General features: G+C 56.0%; 16 protein-coding genes. 10 read left to right on the plus strand and 6 right to left on the minus strand.

The genetic code is table 11. From position 1 onward, the window contains the following. Positions 1-64: 64 nt before the first annotated feature. Positions 65-952 carry an ABC transporter substrate-binding protein gene (locus OM794_RS21600; RefSeq protein ID WP_226250865.1) on the plus strand — a complete coding sequence of 296 codons (888 nt, stop codon included), beginning with the start codon at positions 65-67 and terminating at the stop codon, positions 950-952. A 60-nt stretch (positions 953-1,012) separates the two neighbouring features. Here the strand turns inward: OM794_RS21600 and OM794_RS21605 are convergent, their stop codons facing one another. Both OM794_RS21605 and OM794_RS21610 read right to left on the minus strand, forming a co-directional pair. Next, positions 1,013-1,510: a type II toxin-antitoxin system YhaV family toxin gene (locus OM794_RS21605; RefSeq protein WP_226250866.1), complete on the minus strand. Its 498-nt coding sequence runs from the start codon at positions 1,508-1,510 to the stop codon at positions 1,013-1,015. Beyond that, positions 1,507-1,842 carry a type II toxin-antitoxin system PrlF family antitoxin gene (locus tag OM794_RS21610; protein WP_265154053.1) on the minus strand — a complete coding sequence of 112 codons (336 nt, stop codon included), beginning with the start codon at positions 1,840-1,842 and terminating at the stop codon, positions 1,507-1,509. Before OM794_RS21610 ends, OM794_RS21605 begins: the two co-directional genes overlap by 4 nt. 209 nt (positions 1,843-2,051) lie before the next feature. Here OM794_RS21610 and OM794_RS21615 point away from each other — a divergent pair, with 209 nt between their 5' ends. Beyond that, a complete protein-coding gene (locus OM794_RS21615) occupies positions 2,052-3,560 on the plus strand; it encodes a YifB family Mg chelatase-like AAA ATPase (protein WP_226250868.1) in 1,509 nt (502 codons plus the stop codon). Between the two features lie 22 nt (positions 3,561-3,582). On the opposite strand, the gene OM794_RS21620 is transcribed toward OM794_RS21615, so the two are convergent. After that, on the minus strand, positions 3,583-4,161 hold the full coding sequence (locus OM794_RS21620) for an NADPH-dependent FMN reductase (protein ID WP_226250869.1): 579 nt from the start codon (positions 4,159-4,161) through the stop codon (positions 3,583-3,585). Positions 4,162-4,379: 218 nt separating this feature from the next. Here OM794_RS21620 and OM794_RS21625 point away from each other — a divergent pair, with 218 nt between their 5' ends. Next, a complete protein-coding gene (locus tag OM794_RS21625; protein ID WP_226250870.1) occupies positions 4,380-5,690 on the plus strand; it encodes an esterase-like activity of phytase family protein in 1,311 nt (436 codons plus the stop codon). A 105-nt stretch (positions 5,691-5,795) separates the two neighbouring features. On the opposite strand, the gene OM794_RS21630 is transcribed toward OM794_RS21625, so the two are convergent. Beyond that, complete coding sequence (locus OM794_RS21630; protein ID WP_226250871.1) at positions 5,796-6,779, minus strand: alpha/beta hydrolase; 984 nt, start codon at positions 6,777-6,779, stop codon at positions 5,796-5,798. 217 nt (positions 6,780-6,996) lie between these two features. Here OM794_RS21630 and OM794_RS21635 point away from each other — a divergent pair, with 217 nt between their 5' ends. Continuing rightward, positions 6,997-9,183 (plus strand): malate synthase G, encoded by a 2,187-nt coding sequence (locus OM794_RS21635; protein WP_226250872.1) that lies wholly within the window; start codon positions 6,997-6,999, stop codon positions 9,181-9,183. Positions 9,184-9,253: 70 nt separating this feature from the next. Further along, positions 9,254-9,670, plus strand: a complete 417-nt coding sequence (locus OM794_RS21640; protein WP_226250873.1) for a PaaI family thioesterase — start codon at positions 9,254-9,256, stop codon at positions 9,668-9,670. Positions 9,671-9,682: 12 nt separating this feature from the next. Here the strand turns inward: OM794_RS21640 and OM794_RS21645 are convergent, their stop codons facing one another. Continuing rightward, positions 9,683-10,126: a DUF411 domain-containing protein gene (locus OM794_RS21645; RefSeq protein ID WP_226250874.1), complete on the minus strand. Its 444-nt coding sequence runs from the start codon at positions 10,124-10,126 to the stop codon at positions 9,683-9,685. Beyond that, entirely contained in the window at positions 10,123-10,272 is a 150-nt protein-coding gene (locus tag OM794_RS21650; protein ID WP_157693147.1) for a hypothetical protein, read from the minus strand. The genes OM794_RS21645 and OM794_RS21650 overlap by 4 nt, the downstream gene beginning before the upstream one ends. Positions 10,273-10,461: 189 nt before the next feature. Here OM794_RS21650 and OM794_RS21655 point away from each other — a divergent pair, with 189 nt between their 5' ends. From OM794_RS21655 to OM794_RS21675, 5 genes are all read left to right on the plus strand, one after another. Then, positions 10,462-10,965: a plastocyanin/azurin family copper-binding protein gene (locus OM794_RS21655; RefSeq protein ID WP_226250875.1), complete on the plus strand. Its 504-nt coding sequence runs from the start codon at positions 10,462-10,464 to the stop codon at positions 10,963-10,965. 14 nt (positions 10,966-10,979) lie between these two features. After that, positions 10,980-11,645, plus strand: coding sequence for a response regulator transcription factor (locus tag OM794_RS21660; RefSeq protein WP_226250876.1), 666 nt, complete (start codon positions 10,980-10,982; stop codon positions 11,643-11,645). Further along, positions 11,632-12,966, plus strand: a complete 1,335-nt coding sequence (locus OM794_RS21665) for an ATP-binding protein (protein ID WP_226250877.1) — start codon at positions 11,632-11,634, stop codon at positions 12,964-12,966. Before OM794_RS21660 ends, OM794_RS21665 begins: the two co-directional genes overlap by 14 nt. A 68-nt stretch (positions 12,967-13,034) precedes the next feature. Further along, the gene (locus OM794_RS21670) at positions 13,035-14,879 is read left to right on the plus strand and encodes a copper resistance system multicopper oxidase (protein ID WP_226250878.1); all 1,845 of its coding nucleotides are present in this window, start codon (positions 13,035-13,037) and stop codon (positions 14,877-14,879) included. 53 nt (positions 14,880-14,932) lie between these two features. Then, positions 14,933-15,658, plus strand: coding sequence for a copper resistance protein B (locus OM794_RS21675; protein ID WP_265154054.1), 726 nt, complete (start codon positions 14,933-14,935; stop codon positions 15,656-15,658). Positions 15,659-15,873: the final 215 nt, after the last annotated feature.

Below are 15,873 nucleotides of genomic sequence, written 5' to 3' on the forward strand. Positions count from 1 at the left end.
TTTGCAAACAATAAATATTATCGTTTAAATACAGCCCTTATTTTCTGGATGGCCTCTCACCACCATGCGCCACACCAACCTGTTCTCTTTGCTCGCCCGCTGCGGGTTGTTCGCCGTTTGTATGCTGAGCGTTTCTACTGCCCAAGCGCAGTGGGCCACGGTGGACTGGACGATCGCTGAAACACTGCTGGCCATTGATGCGCCGGTTAGCAGCGTTGCTCAACAGAGTGACTACCACGCCTGGGTAGGTGAGCCTCATATTCCCGATAGTGCCACCGATATGGGCCTGCGCACCCAGCCCAATATGGAACTGCTGGCCCAGGTGCCGCCAGAACAGACGCTGATCTCGCCCATGTTCGCCGGTTTGACACCGCGCCTGGAGCGCATCGCCCCGGTCACTTCATTTTCGCTCTACTCCCCCGGCACCGATACCTGGCAGGAAATGCAAACCCTGACCCGTCAGCTAGGCGAGTTAACCGAGCGCCAGCCTCAGGCCGAGCGGCTTATTGAAGAGACCCAAGCCTTGATGGCCACCCTGCGCGAATCCCAGCCCCTCTCTCAGTCAGAAATCGCGCCGCTACTGATGGTACAGTTCATGGATGCCCGCCACGTGCGGGTGTTTGGGGAAAACAGCTTATACAACGCCGTTCTGAAGCAGCTCGACCTTCCCAATGCCTGGGATCAATCCACCAATGCCTGGGGATTTGCGCTGGTAGGGATTGAAGCGCTGGCACGCTACCCAGAAGCAACGCTGGTGATCATCGACCCGCTGCCCACCGGAGTCGAGGAGAAGCTCGCAAAAAGCGGCCTGTGGCAGCAGCTCCCCAGCGTCAGGCACGACAGGATAGTTCACCTGCCGCCGGTATGGAGCTTCGGCGCACTCCCCTCTGCTCAACGTTTTGCCCGTGAGCTGACGACGGCACTGGAGACAGCACCAACGGTTAGCCATTAGGACAGAGGGTAGCGGGATTTGAAGCCTAATAAACGATAGCGCGACCACATCATGCCGCCATTAGTTTTCGTCACCATCTGCCGCAAAGAGCACATTGATGCGTTCAACTTCACTCATTGAGGCTTTCTGTAAGGCTTTCCAGCTGTCCGGCGGATTACCATTGTTGAGCATTTTCTGAAAGACAGTGTACGCATCATGCTTACTGTCGTAAGCGCGCTTTGTAGCGTCATCATTGACCCACGCGTAAATAATGATTTTGCTCGCAGCATCGTAACGAAAGAACAGCCGGTACTGCTGGTAGAACTTTGCTCGTTGCCAATTTGTATGCTCTGTGCCGAGGGTGTTTCCTTGGCGGTATTGAGTGCCTGATGGATCCTGCGGAATATCATTCAAGGCCAGCTTCATGATCGCTGCTAGGCGCTTGGTTGCCGCCTTGTTGCGATAACCGGCAGGATCTTTCGATTGAAGATGTCTCACCTTCAAGGTGAGTGCTTCGACTTGTTCCAAGAACAACGGATGGGCATAAATCGTCCATCCATTAACCTCCAGAGGCTTCATTCGTCGTCATCATCCTCTTCGAGCGCCTCTTCGAGGTCTACCTCAATACCTGCGGTAAGCCGTTCGGCCTCGGCAAAGCTACTGGCAGTCACCGGGCGAATATTTTCTGGATGCGCCAGAAGATCGCGCTCCAGAAAATTAAGGAAGTTGACCATCACAGGGTCGTGTTTGGCCTCATCACTTACCCGGGAAAGCACCACTTCACCATCTGGACGCACGGTATAATGGATACGGTCTCGGCGTTTCAGCTTTAGCGCCCGGCGAATCGATGCCGGAACAGTCGTTTGATAGCGATCTGTCAGAGTTGAATCGTCTTCGATAAGCGTGCTCACTGTTGCTCCCCGCTTGATAGCAATGCAAATGTAATGCATACAAAGTTAATGCAAGCGCATTACCTCGTCAAGTTACCCCCAGCTTCTTTAAACCGGTTTCTTAAGCGCTACCAAAGCGTTCTTAATTACGATAGGTTAAGTACTTAAGGTAATGTAGATTTCGCTTACATTCGAGTTAGAGTTTTATCTAAAAGCAGCGAGGGAAGGCAATGACGCTAGCCATTGTAGCCACGCGGGCAGGCGTAGGTTTAGATGCACCGGCGGTGCATGTTGAGGTGCATCTGGCTAACGGCTTGCCGGGCCTAACGCTAGTGGGTTTGCCGGAAACGGCGGTAAAAGAGAGCCGCGAGCGGGTGCGCAGTGCGCTAGTCAATGCAGGCTTTGATTTTCCCAATACCCGCCGTATTACCTTAAACCTCGCCCCCGCTGATCTTCCCAAAGAAGGTGGCCGTTTTGATCTGCCCATTGCCCTAGGTATTCTTGCCGCCTCCGGGCAAATTCCCGTCGAAGCGCTGGAAGGCATGGAGTGCGCTGGCGAGTTAGCCTTGGATGGCAAGCTGCGTGCCGTGCCGGGCATACTGCCCTTTGCCCTTGCCACACGGCGAGCAAAGAAAGCGCTGATTATTCCCCGCGCCTGCGCCGATGAAGCCGCCCTGGCGGGCGATTTGCCGGTACTACCTGCCGATACGCTCTGGCAAGTCGTCGCCCACCTACTCGATCAAGAGAAGATCCCGCCGCACAAGCTCAGTGCCTCGGTGAAAACCACTGCCCCAGTGGATGATCTTGCCGATGTGCGCGGCCAGCAGCAGGCCCGCCGGGCGCTGGAAGTCGCTGCGGCCGGTGGCCATAACCTGTTGTTTGCAGGCCCGCCGGGCACCGGCAAAACCATGCTGGCCAGCCGCCTGCCGGGCATTCTGCCGCCGCTTTCTGAGGAGGATGCCCTGGAAGTCGCCGCCGTGCGCTCGGTTTGCGGGCTACCGCTGGAAGCTGACTGGGGTAAACGGCCCTTTAGGCAACCCCATCACAGTGCCAGCGCTGCGGCGCTGGTAGGTGGCGGCTCAAAACCCAAACCCGGCGAGATTTCACTCGCCCACCACGGCGTGCTGTTCTTGGATGAGCTGCCGGAGTTTTCCCGCCATGTGCTAGAGGTACTTCGACAACCGCTGGAAACCGGCGAGATCCATTTAGCCCGCGCCAGTCATGAACGTCGCTACCCTGCTCAATTTCAGTTAGTCGCGGCAATGAATCCCTGCCCCTGCGGCCATTTGGGCGATCCGCGCCAGCGCTGCCAGTGTACCGCCAGTCAAATCCAACGTTATCAAGCGCGGCTTTCCGGGCCACTGCTAGACCGTATCGATCTGCAAGTGGAAGTCCCTGCCCTGCCGCCAGAACAGCTCACCGCACAAACCCAAGGCGAGTCTTCAGAAGCCGTGCGTGAGCGGGTGATGGCCGCCCGAGAACGCCAAATGGCCCGCGGCGCGCTGAATAGCCAGCTAAGCGGCAAAGCCCTGGAGGCCGCCTGTGCGCTTAACGATGAAGAGCGCGCCTGGCTTGCGGGCGTGCTCGAAAAGCTCAAGCTCTCCGCCCGCGCCTATCACCGCGTACTGCGCGTAGCCCTGACCCTGGCCGACCTTCAGGGCGAACCCAAGCCCACCCAGCCGCATCTAATTGAGGCCATTGGTTACCGCCAACTGGATCGGATGCTAAAGGGGGCGTAAGTCCCCGAAAGCCACTAGACGGTTAATGGGTGGCGGCCAATGAGTCCACTAGGCGTTGACACAGCGCATCCAGCTTCTGACCCGTGGTTTCATCGTGTAACGCGCCACTATCATTGAAGGCGCTGCCCGCTTTTGCCAGCGACAATGGCTGTGGTAGCACGACCAACCCCAGATTGGCTAACAGTTGCTGACCTAGCGGCAGCGCACGGATGCCACCTAGCCCACCAGGGGAAGCCGACACCAGCGCTGCCCACTTACCGGCAAATAACTTGAGCCCCGGCGTATCCTGGTAGGGCCGTGACAGCCAGTCCAGCGTGTTTTTCAGCAGCGGCGTGATAAAGCCGTTGTACTCCGGGGAGGCGATCATCACTGCTTGGTGATCCGCCAGAATCTCACGCAGTTTCAGCACATTTTCCGGCATGCCCCGGGCTTCAACATCCTCATCAAACAGTGGGCAGGGATAATCTTTTAAATCGATAAAGGTTGCTTCCCCGCCAAGCGCCTCAATACGCTTGGCGGCCAGCTTGGCTAGCTGCTTATTCAGTGACGCTTCTCGGGCACTGCCCGCAAATACCAGTACCTTTTTGACCGATGATCCCATTGTCATTTCCTCTTTGAATAATGTATTTGAAAGCCACACCATTTATTAATATTTACGCCTGTTGAGCAAGACGTATTTACAACTCAGGGCCAGACTCGACGTGAAACCCTGCTGCCATTAAAACGTCTGCACTTTGTCATTCAACTATCACTATGACGGATGAAAATTAGCAAAGGCTGCACCTGCTCTAATTTTTCTTCCTAAATGGTGAAATAGTGATGACAAAGCCGTTACTAGCGACTGCTCTACTCGCCTTTGCGTTTACCAGTACGGCACACGCCCAGCAGAGCTTTCCCTCCACATTGTCCGGCCATGCTCAGCTACCCGGCAGTACCTTTGTGGCGGCTCCTTCCGGCGCCGCTGAGCACTACAACGTCTCCGGCCGTTTTACTGGCCAAGAGGGCCGCATTGAGCAGTTATATACGAACATGCAAGCCACCGGCTTAGCGCTACCCTTCCCCAGCCAGCCTCTGCAGGGTTTTTCTGGTATTCGCTCACTTGGCGATGACCGTTTCCTGGTGTTGACCGATAACGGCTTTGGCTCCAAGGCGAACTCTTCCGACGTCATTCTGATGTTTAACATCATAAAGCCCGACTGGAACTCAGGGCGCGTCATCATTGAGGAGACCGTTCAACTCTCGGATCCAAACCGCAAGGTGCCCTTCCCTATTATGAATGAAGCCACCCCCGGTCGTTTCTTAACGGGTGCCGATTTCGACCTCGAATCGATACAACCGGTGGGCGATAGCTACTGGATTGGCGATGAGTTCGGCCCCTGGATTATCCAGGTCGATAACGAAGGTGAGGTGCTGCAGGTGCTGGCCACAGACCCAGGCGGCAAACTAATGCGCTCACCCGACAATGCCTTTGCCCTCACCCCTAATCCTGGCGCGCCTCTCGCTGATGATGTGGTGGTGTTTCGCTCCGGCGGCTACGAGGGCATGGCGCTCTCCGAAGACCAAACAACCCTTTACCCCTTATTGGAAAAGCCAGTCTGGGACAGCAACGCCAACGCCCCGGAAACCATTGATGGCACCCCCGTATTAAGAATGTTCGAGCTCGATACTGAAAACGGCGAATGGGGCGACACAACCCGCTACTACCCCTTGGAGTCAACGGATCATGCGATTGGCGATTTCAACCTCATTGGCGGAACTCGCGGCCTAATCATCGAGCGCGATAGCCGTCAAGGCGACCCGCGAGAAGAGTGGGCAGAGAATCCCGCCGAGTTCAAACGCATCTATCTCATCGACCTCGAGCGTACGGACGAGCAGGGTGTGCTTGAGAAAATCGCCTATATCGACTTGATGGACATCCAGGATCCAGAGGGCCTTGCACCGAGAGGCACGATCAACGGCACCTTTAACTTTCCCTTTGTCACCATTGAGAACGTCGATCGTGTCGATGAGAGCACCATCGTGGTTGCCAACGACAATAACTACCCGTTCTCGATTGGCCGCCAGCAGGGGCAAGCGGATGATAATGAGCTGATACTGCTCAATGTGGAGGACTTCCTGAACGCCCAGTAAGGTGAGTGTGAACATAGGCAGGTAAAGCACAGAATAAATTCTCAGCGGCGTTTATTCTGTGCCCGTAACGCTTGGGAGGTCTCTCACCGATATATTTTGCGAAACCTATCGGTTAGAACTCTCGACAAACCCATCTACAAAATTATCCAGCGCTTCAAACAGCACTTCGCGGATGGGGTCTGCCTCATTTACCAAGTGGTGGCGAGCTTCCGGGTGGCGGTGAATTTCGGCATTGGGAAACTTCTTCGCCAGAATCGCCAAATTCCACTCCCAATCGACGGTCAAGTCCTGCTCGCCCTGGAGTATCAGGGTAGGCAGCGGATTAGGCTCCTGGGCCAGCAGGCGCGGCATCCAGCGGCGCATGGCGCTCACCCAAGCAACGCTCAAACGCTCGGGCTGCAGCGGGTCACCCTCACGTAGAAATTCGGTGAACTGCTCATCGGTGGAGTTGGGGCGATATTTACGCGGCAACTCTTTTACGAAAGGACTGGCAATCAGGTGCAGCCAGCTGGTTTGGCTCCACCCCCAAGGTCGCACCAGAGGCGCCAACAGCACCAAACCCGACCAGCCAGAGACCTCACGGCGGGTGAGTGCATCGGTAGCCAGAATCGCCCCACCGGTGCTCTGGCCCACGCCTAACCACGGCTCAGGCGCCATGCCTTGGCTCTTTAAGGTCATCTGCAAATGAGCCAGGCAGTGCTGATAGTCATCGAAATCTTCTATTGCCGCCCGCGCTCCACTGGAAAGGCCGTGGCCGGGAAGATCCCACAGCACCACTCGCCAACCCTTAGCCAGCAGGCGTTCAAGCAAATGACGATATAGCCCCATATGATCGAAATAGCCGTGTACCACAAAGGCAGTGCCTACCGGCTGCGGGGGGCTCCACACTTGACACCACAGCGCAAAGCGCCCCGTATCGATAAAGCCTGCATGCACTTCACTGGTATCTAACAGCAGTGCTTCTAAGCCATAGTGCTGGAAATAGCCTTGCATGGCATCTGCCAGTACTTCCCCAGGCAACAGGCGGGTAAGGGCGGTATCGCCCGAGGCGTGGCGAAACAAGCCTTCCAGATGTTGGAAATCACTCATTGATGTTTCTCCATAACGCCATTGTCCATTGGCCTAGGCCCGGCAGGTGTTTCGCGCTCCCCAAACCAAATGCCTAGTCATTTGGTCGAGCATTTTAGCGCATTAGGGTCTACGCTGTTTACATGCCCGCCCAGGTGTGGAATTATTTTCCATAAATACATTTTACACTGACCGTGGCAAACACATTACCCACGGACATCCTCACAGGAGAAACCCCATGAGCGAGCGTATCACGCGCCACCGTTTACAGGTGGCAGCCGATTTAGATCGTTTTATCAATGAGCAGGCGCTACCGGGAACAGGTGTTGATGAAAACGCTTTTTGGGCCGGTGTGGATGCCCTGTTTTATGATTTGACACCCAAAAACCGTCAATTGCTGGAAGAGCGCGACACGCTGCAAGAAAAACTTGACGTATGGCACCGGGAAAACCCCGGCCCGGTCACTGATATGCCGGGATACCGCCGCTTCTTGAAAGAAGTCGGCTACTTGGCAGAAGCACCGGCTAACGTCAAAGCGACCACTGCCAACGTTGACCGTGAAGTAGCCGTTCAGGCAGGTCCTCAACTGGTGGTACCGGTGAGCAATGCACGCTATGCGCTGAATGCGGCTAACGCGCGCTGGGGCAGCCTTTACGACGCCCTGTACGGCACCGATGCGATTTCCGAAGAGGATGGCGCGGAGAAAGGCACCAGCTTCAACCCCAAACGTGGCGCCAAAGTGATTGCCTACGCCCGTGGCGTGCTTGACCGCGCGGCACCGCTGGCGACTGGCTCGCACCGTGATGCGGTGAACTACGCCATTCGTGATGAGCACTTGGTGGTGTCGCTGGAAGGCGGTCGTGAGACGGGCCTTAAGGATTCCGGCAAGTTGATTGGTTTTACCGGCGAAGCGGCCAAGCCCGACGCGATTCTGCTGGGTAACAACGGCCTGCACCTGGAAATCCAGATCGACCCTAACGACGCCATCGGCAAAACCGACCCGGCAGGTGTTAAAGATGTGGTGGTGGAAGCCGCCCTGACCGCCATCATGGATTGCGAAGACTCCGTTGCCGCGGTGGACTCAGAAGACAAAGTGGGTGTTTACAGCAACTGGTTGGGCCTGATGAAGGGCGATCTGGAAGAGCAGATCGAAAAAGGCGGCAAAACCTTTACCCGCAAGCTGAATGCTGACCGCACCTGGCAAACCACCGATGGCAGCAGTGTCACGCTACCCGGCCGTTCGCTGATGTTCGTGCGCAATGTGGGTCACTTAATGACCACACCGGCGATTTTGGATGAGAACGGCAACGAGCTACCGGAAGGTATTCTGGATGCGGTGGTCACTTCGTTGCTGGCGCTGCACGACCTGAAGAAAGACGCCGACCAGCCGCGCAACTCGCGCACTGGCTCTGTTTATATCGTCAAGCCGAAGATGCACGGCCCTAAAGAAGTCGCCTTCGCCAACGAACTGTTTAGCCGCGTTGAAGACATTTTAGGCATGAGCCGTGACACCCTGAAAATGGGCATCATGGACGAAGAGCGCCGCACCACCGTTAACCTCAAGGCGTGTATTGCCGAAGCTGCCTCACGGGTGGCGTTTATCAACACCGGCTTCCTCGACCGTACCGGCGACGAGATGCATACCACCATGGAAGCGGGCCCCATGGTGCGCAAGGGCGATATGAAAGGCGCCGCTTGGATTCAGGCCTACGAGAAGAGCAACGTACAAGTGGGTCTTGCCTGCGGTCTGCGTGGTCGTGCGCAAATCGGTAAGGGCATGTGGGCCATGCCAGACCTGATGCACAACATGCTGGAGCAGAAAGTCGGTCACCCGAAAGCCGGTGCCAACACTGCTTGGGTGCCCTCTCCTACGGCGGCTGCACTGCACGCGCTGCACTACCATCAGGTCAACGTCACAGACGTACAACGCGAGTTGGAGGCGTTGGGCGAACCCGACTATCTGGACGACCTACTCACCGTGCCGGTAGCGGAAAATGCCAACTGGTCGGATGAAGAGAAGCAGCAGGAGTTGGATAACAACTGCCAGGGTATTCTGGGCTACGTAGTACGCTGGGTAGAGCACGGCGTAGGCTGTTCGAAAGTGCCGGATATCCACAACGTCGGCTTGATGGAAGACCGCGCCACGCTGCGTATCTCCAGCCAGCACATTGCCAACTGGCTACTGCATGGCATTGTCGATGCACCGCGGGTGGAAGAGACCCTCAAGCGCATGGCCAAGGTGGTCGATGAGCAGAACGCAGGCGACCCCACCTACACCGCCATGAGCGCCGATTTTGAAGGCTCCACCGCCTTTAAAGCCGCCTCTGACCTGATCTTCAAAGGCCGTGTGCAGCCCTCCGGCTACACCGAGCCGCTACTGCACGAGTGGCGGCAAGTGCATAAGGCCAAGGTGCATAAGGCATAGTAAGTTCGTTTTATGGTTTAATCAGCCTCGAGGCGCATGTCTCGGGGCTTTTTTATAAAGGAAAACAACAATGACCGTAATGAGTGCCGAGCAAATCGAACACTTTCTGGATGAAGTGTTTCCCCAGCGGATGGGCAAGATAGAGAGCGTGGGCGACATGACGGCCACCCTGCGTCTGAAGATAGGCAACGAGCACCTGCGACCCGGCCCGCGGGTTTCCGGGCCCACCATGATGGGCTTTGCGGATGTGGCTATGTACGTGGCTATTTTAGCGCAAATTGGCCCCGAGCCGATGGCGGTGACCAGCGACTTAAACTGCCACTTCCTCCGCGCAGCGTCAGGTGATCACGACATTATCGCCCACGCCAAGCTGATCAAGCTCGGCCGCCGCTTAGCGGTGGGCGAAGTACAGCTATTCTCAGCCAGCGATGAAACGCGCCCCGTGGTGCATGTCACCGCCAGCTATGCGCTGCCGGATAAGACTTGAAGCGCACGCTACTTACGGTGCCAACGTCATAAACGGTTCATCTTGCTGGCCGCTAAAGGCGTAAACGTTATAGGGCTCACTCTGAGGCCCCGGCATACCCGGCGTACCGATGGGCATCCCCGCCAGGCCAATGCCATCTATGTCAGGCTGCTCTTCAAACAGCTTGGTAACCGCTTCCATCGGCACATGGCCTTCAATCCAGTAGTCGCCTATTTCGGTGGTATGGCACGACCCTAAACCATAGGGGACGCCTGCCTGCTGTTTGATCTCACTTAGCTCAACGTCATCAACGATCGTTACATCCACACCCTGCTCTTCAAGGTGGCGGGCGTACTCGTCACAGCAGCCGCACTGCGGATTCTTGTACAGCGTGGCTTCATCCGGCAACGCAGCCTGAGCCGAGGCGGCTCCTAGGAGTAAAGCACTAGATAAAACCGTAGCGGTAAAACGCTTCATGAGCGGTCTCCTTGAGGTGTGTGGCTAAACAAATACTTGCCCAGCGAGGCAATAACCAGCCCTATCAACAGTAAAAAAGTTAGCGGCATTAACCAAGCCAACCACCCCATCGAGCTCATAAAAGCAAAACAATCTGCGTTCATCATGGTAAGCCTCCTACCAAGTCAGCTAGCAATAACGCTTTAAGCTTACAACCCTGGGGCTACCCTCAGGTCAAGCCTTGCAACCTTGCGGACAACAGTAAGGTTGCTAAAGATCATGTTTTGACCGCTGGGTTCAGGCTCGTTTCAGGTTAACACCGTATAAAGAACGGGTGACAATAACCTCTGAGGTAAATGACCACGCGCTACACTCTTTTAACAACGTCTTTGTTTGCCCTTTCATTAAGTCTGATCACGGGCGCGGCGCTGGCTGCACCCGGCCACGGCGGTGGTGGCAATAACCTAACCGAGGCTGACGTTGACCGCACGATCAGCCTTGAGGCTGGCGATATGTGGTTCGACCCTGAAGCGCTAGAACTGACTGCTGGGGAGGTGGTTAGATTTGAAATCACCAACACCGGCAATTTAGAGCATGAATTTGTGATTGGCAGTAAAGAAGCCCAGGAAGAGCATCGTCAAATGATGCTAGATATGGCCAATGGTGACCACGATATGTCTAATATGGCACACGGTGAAAGCCACGATATGGCCAACATGAGCATGGCAGGCGTCACCATTGCGCCTGGTGAGACAGGGACTCTACTATGGAGTGTTCCTGATAATGCTAACCAGCTAGAGTATGCCTGTAACATCCCCGGCCATTACGAATCCGGCATGTACGGCAATTTTTCTTTCTAACCTGATGTTTACCCATGAAACTGTTGCTACTCGAAGATGATGACCTGCTAGCAGAAAGCTTGGCAGAGAGTCTTAAAGACAACGGTTACCTGGTTGATTTGGCCGCTACATTGAAAGCGGCCAAGTCGCTTATGGCAACCGAGCATTACGAGCTGGCTATCTTGGATATCGGCTTGCCCGATGGCTCGGGGCTGGATCTGCTCGCCCAGTGGCGCAAGCAAAAACGCGCCACCCCTATTTTGATTCTGACGGCCCGCGACACCTGGGAAGATAAAGTCATTGGTCTTGAAACAGGAGCCGATGATTATCTGACCAAACCCTTCCATGAAGCCGAACTCATGGCCCGCTTGAAGGCCCTACTGCGTAGGCAGTCTGGTCAGTTATCGCAGGTGGTCACGCTTAACGGCGTATCGTTGGATGGGGCAGGCCAACGGGTTTGCAAAGAAGGGGAAGCGTGGCGCTCGCTCACGGCGACTGAGTTTCGACTACTGCGCTATTTAATGCTGCATCCGGATCGCATTCATTCTAAAGAGCAGCTACTAGAGCAGTTGTATGCCTTGGAGCAGGATGCTGCCGCGCCCAACCTGGTCGAAGTCTATGTCGCTCGTCTGCGCCGTTATCTAGGCAAATCAATTATCCAAACTCGCCGCGGTCAGGGCTATTACTTTGCTTCACATTGATCGGCGCAGCTTACGTTTTCGACTACTCGCCTGGCTAGGTGGCGTGGCGCTATTCGTGGTGATGACGACCTGGCTACTACATGGAATATTGCTGCAGAACCTTGCTCGGGATTTCTTGGGTGAGCGTCTCCAGCGCGAAGCCGACCATGCCGTCACCCAGCTTGAGCAAGGTGAAGCCGCCATGCCTGCCGCGCTTGACTCGGTTAGCCGTGGCTATCAAGTCTTTCACCATTTATACGTGCTGCGCCTAAACGGCTCGGTGAGCGCCTCTAATCCCCAATGGCAGCAACAGTTGGCGCCGCTGCTGGAAGAAAACGGCGATGCTCTTTTAGATGTTAAACAGGGCGATCAGCACTTGCTGGTCTACCGCCGCCATTTTGAGTGGCAGGGTTCTAACGGCGTTTTACTGGTGGGGGAGGATTTTTCCCAGGTTGAAGCGGGCCTGGCCACGCTGCACTGGTGGGTAGGCGGCATTGCCGCAGGGCTTTTAGTAATGCTAATCACGCTCAACATGCTGGCCGTTAACCGTAGCCTGACGCCTTTATGGCAGCTCCGTGGGCAATTGGCCGAACTGCAAGCGGGGGAGCGCGAGCGCCTTTCGCTAACCGCGCCAGCCGAGCTGGACGCTCTGGTCGCACAGCTTAACCGCTTTATGGACGACATCGACCTGCGTCTACAGCGCTCTCGAGAGTCATTCGCCAACCTTTCCCATGCCTTAAAAACTCCGTTGGCAGCGGTTACCCAAGTACTGCGCGGCAACCGGCCTATTGATGAAAACCGGCGGCAGAAACTGCTCAGCCGTATTGAGGCTATTAACGCCCAGTTAGATGCGGAGCTGCGTCGTTCGCGTATTGCAGGCCCTAACGCGGGTCGAATGGCCAACGTCACGCGAGATAGTTCACGGCTCATAGAGATGTTCCGAAGCCTTTACCCTGAGCGTATGTTCAACTTCACCCACTCGGCAGGCGAGAAAGACCAAGTGCCTATTGAGGCTCATGACTTTTCTGAAATAGTAGGCATCGTGCTCGATAACGCTGGCAAATGGGCGAGTAGGCGCGTTCATTGCGATATTGCCGTCTCCGCCAACACACTCACGCTCACCATTGATGATGACGGTCTCGGCGTTGCAGAAGGGGATCTTTCGCGTTTGGGTGAGCGCGGCACACGGCTGGATGAACGCCGTCCCGGCTATGGCTTAGGCCTTTCGATTCTTGCGCAACTAATTGGCCGCTACTCAGGACACTCGCATTTTGAACGCAGCCCACTGGGGGGCTTGCGCGTTACGATTATCCTGCCACTGGCGGGTGAAATGGCTAATTAATCACTATTCAGCTTTGTTTCAGCTTCTTCCATCAAGATGGTGCCATTCATCATTGATGGGAGTTCTACATGGCACGCTCAAGCATCATTTCTCACCCGCTCTCTCGCCGACAGATCCTAAAAGGCGGCGCTGCCTTAGGCTTAGGTTCCGCTGCCGCAATGGGACTAACCCCCGCCTGGGCAACCCCCTGGGGCCGCACCAATGTTTATGCGCAGGGCGTCGAAGAAGGCCCCGAGGTATCGCTAGCCATTCGCCGCGAGTCACACCCCATTGATGGTCAAGAGGCGACGCCCATCACCATCAATGGCACCAGCCCAGGCCCGATGATTCGCTTGCAAGAGGGGCAGGACGCCGTGCTTCGCGTCACTAACCTGCTGGATGAGCCCACCTCTATCCACTGGCATGGCCTCATCCTACCGCCGGAAATGGATGGCGTGCCTGGGGTTAGCTTTGCAGGTATCGCCCCTGGTGAAACCTTTACCTATCGCTTTCCTGTTCGTCAGAACGGTACCTACTGGTACCACAGCCACTCAGGTATGCAGGAACAGCTTGGCCATGCGGGGCCGTTAATTATTGACGCCGCCGAACGCGAGCCATTCCGCTACGACCGAGAGCACGTGCTACTGCTCACCGACTGGACCTTTGAAGACCCCATGTCGGTGTTCCGTAATCTGAAAACCATGGAAGGCTACTACAACTTCCAAGAGCGCACGATTGCTGACTTCTTCGCCGATGTTCGCGAAAAAGGTTTCGCACAAACCGCCGAAATGCGCGGCATGTGGGCCCAAATGCGTATGAGCTCCCGGGATATCGCCGATGTCACTGGCAGCACTTATACCTACCTGCTCAACGGCCACTCCTCCCAGGAAAACTGGAACGCGCTGTTCAAGGCAGGAGAGCGGATACGGCTACGCGTGATTAACGGCTCAGCCATGTCATTCTTCGATGTCCGTATACCCGGCCTGAAAATGACCGTGGTAGCCGCTGATGGTCAGCCGGTGCAACCCGTTCCCGTTGATGAATTCCGTATTGGCGTAGCGGAAACCTACGATGTGCTTGTTTCACCTGAAGACGACCGGGCATACACCATCTTCGCCGAGTCCATGGATCGCAGCGGCTACGCCCGCGCTACCCTGGCACCGCGTGAAGGCATGCAGGCCGACATTCCTGAACGACGTCAAATTGCCGACCGCGGCATGGAAGCCATGGCTGCCCACGGTATGGGCGGTATGGATCATTCCAATATGGCAGGGATGGATCACTCAGGCATGTCAAATATGGAAGGTATGGATCACTCCAATATGCCAGGAATGAGCAGTGACGATGCCGGTATGGAGGGCATGGATCACTCCAACATGGAGGGTATGGATCACTCTAATATGGGCGGCATGCCGGGGGAGCAGGCGAAAATCGGCGAAAATGGTTTGCTCGTTGCTGGTGAAGCCCAGCCCGGTTCTCGCTACGACCAGGCAGGCATAGGCATCGACCCCAACGAACGTCGAGTACTCGTCTACCGCGATCTTAAAGCCTTCACGCCATGGCCTGACCGCCGCGAACCAGGCCGTGAGCTTGAACTGCATCTGACCGGCAACATGGAACGCTACATGTGGTCGTTTGATGGCAAAAAGTTTAGCGAAGTGACCGGCCCTATTCACTTTGTGAAAGATGAGCGGCTGCGCCTCATCCTCGTCAACGACACCATGATGGAGCACCCCATTCACCTCCACGGCATGTGGATGGAGCTGGAAAACGGCCAGGGTGAATTGATTCCGCGCAAACACACCCTGAATGTGAAGCCCGGCGAGCGCGTGTCTGCGCTGATCACCGCAGACGCCGAGGGCAGCTGGGCGTTCCACTGCCACCTTCTTTATCACATGGATGCCGGCATGTTCCGCGTTGTTCAGGTTTCTTAAGGAGGCAGTATGAAAACAAGCACTACTTAACCCTCGCCAGCGTGGCCCTCGCCGTGGCCGCCGCTACTACCGCTCAGGCCGAAGATGGCTATGCGGCTCCAGACAACTGGCCAGCGCCCACGATGGAACACAACATGCGCATGGGGCTGTTCGACCGGCTTGAATACACCGTTCCCGACAAAGGCCAAGACGCCGTGGTATGGGACTTTCAAGGCTGGTACGGCGGTGATATCAACCGCGTTTACCTGAAGTCAGAGGGCGAAAACGTCCAGGGCGACGGCGAAGATGCTGAGTTCGAGTCCCTGGAACTACTCTATAGCCGCCTAGTGGCAGATTTTTGGGAGTTACAAGGGGGTATCGGTTATCAAGGCGGTGTGTTCTCCGATGACCACGCCGAACGCACCTATGGAGTGGTCGGCCTGCAAGGTGTGATGCCCTACGGCATTGAAACCGACGTTGCCATGCAAGTGAGTGAAGATGGCGACGTGGCTGCCAGTTTTGAGGGCGAATACGATCTGCGACTCACACAGCGGCTCTACCTACAGCCGCGCACCGAAATCGCCGTGGCCGCCAGTGAAGTGGAAGAATTTGGCGTCGGTGAAGGGCTTAACTCGGTTCGTGCTGGCCTGCGGCTAGGCTATGAAGTCACCCGCCGCTTCGCCCCCTACGTCGGTGCTTATTGGGAGAAAGAGTATGGCGACACGGCGGATCTCTCCCGCGCTAGTGGCGATAACACGGAAGACGCGGGGGTCGTTACTGGTGTGAAGCTGATGTTTTAACGAAGATAAGTGCGACTGCCCCTTCGCAGCCTGCGCAGCCTGCGCAGGGGCGAGCTTACAAATTGGATCGATTGGCCCAACCTCCATGCAGCGATTGCCGCACTGTTGCCGGGCACCCCAGAATCGCCTGACATTTGCCGGCAGAGCATTCAACAACAGTGCGGTTCTCTGGTGCATCTAACGGTGGAAGTGCCGTTAGATTCGAGGTCTTGATC

The organism is Halomonas sp. BDJS001, from assembly GCF_026104355.1.
Taxonomy (GTDB): domain Bacteria; phylum Pseudomonadota; class Gammaproteobacteria; order Pseudomonadales; family Halomonadaceae; genus Vreelandella.

Coding starts and splice junctions, on each gene's coding strand:
- OM794_RS21670 (WP_226250878.1), top strand. CDS start 13,035: ATGGCACGCTCAAGCATCATTTCTCACCCGCTCTCTCGCCGACAGATC.
- OM794_RS21605 (WP_226250866.1), bottom strand. CDS start 1,510: ATGAAGCCTCTGGAGGTTAATGGATGGACGATTTATGCCCATCCGTTG.
- OM794_RS21655 (WP_226250875.1), top strand. CDS start 10,462: ATGACCACGCGCTACACTCTTTTAACAACGTCTTTGTTTGCCCTTTCA.
- OM794_RS21615 (WP_226250868.1), top strand. CDS start 2,052: ATGACGCTAGCCATTGTAGCCACGCGGGCAGGCGTAGGTTTAGATGCA.
- OM794_RS21635 (WP_226250872.1), top strand. CDS start 6,997: ATGAGCGAGCGTATCACGCGCCACCGTTTACAGGTGGCAGCCGATTTA.
- OM794_RS21625 (WP_226250870.1), top strand. CDS start 4,380: ATGACAAAGCCGTTACTAGCGACTGCTCTACTCGCCTTTGCGTTTACC.
- OM794_RS21600 (WP_226250865.1), top strand. CDS start 65: ATGCGCCACACCAACCTGTTCTCTTTGCTCGCCCGCTGCGGGTTGTTC.
- OM794_RS21645 (WP_226250874.1), bottom strand. CDS start 10,126: ATGAAGCGTTTTACCGCTACGGTTTTATCTAGTGCTTTACTCCTAGGA.
- OM794_RS21650 (WP_157693147.1), bottom strand. CDS start 10,272: ATGATGAACGCAGATTGTTTTGCTTTTATGAGCTCGATGGGGTGGTTG.
- OM794_RS21630 (WP_226250871.1), bottom strand. CDS start 6,779: ATGAGTGATTTCCAACATCTGGAAGGCTTGTTTCGCCACGCCTCGGGC.
- OM794_RS21620 (WP_226250869.1), bottom strand. CDS start 4,161: ATGGGATCATCGGTCAAAAAGGTACTGGTATTTGCGGGCAGTGCCCGA.
- OM794_RS21640 (WP_226250873.1), top strand. CDS start 9,254: ATGACCGTAATGAGTGCCGAGCAAATCGAACACTTTCTGGATGAAGTG.
- OM794_RS21660 (WP_226250876.1), top strand. CDS start 10,980: ATGAAACTGTTGCTACTCGAAGATGATGACCTGCTAGCAGAAAGCTTG.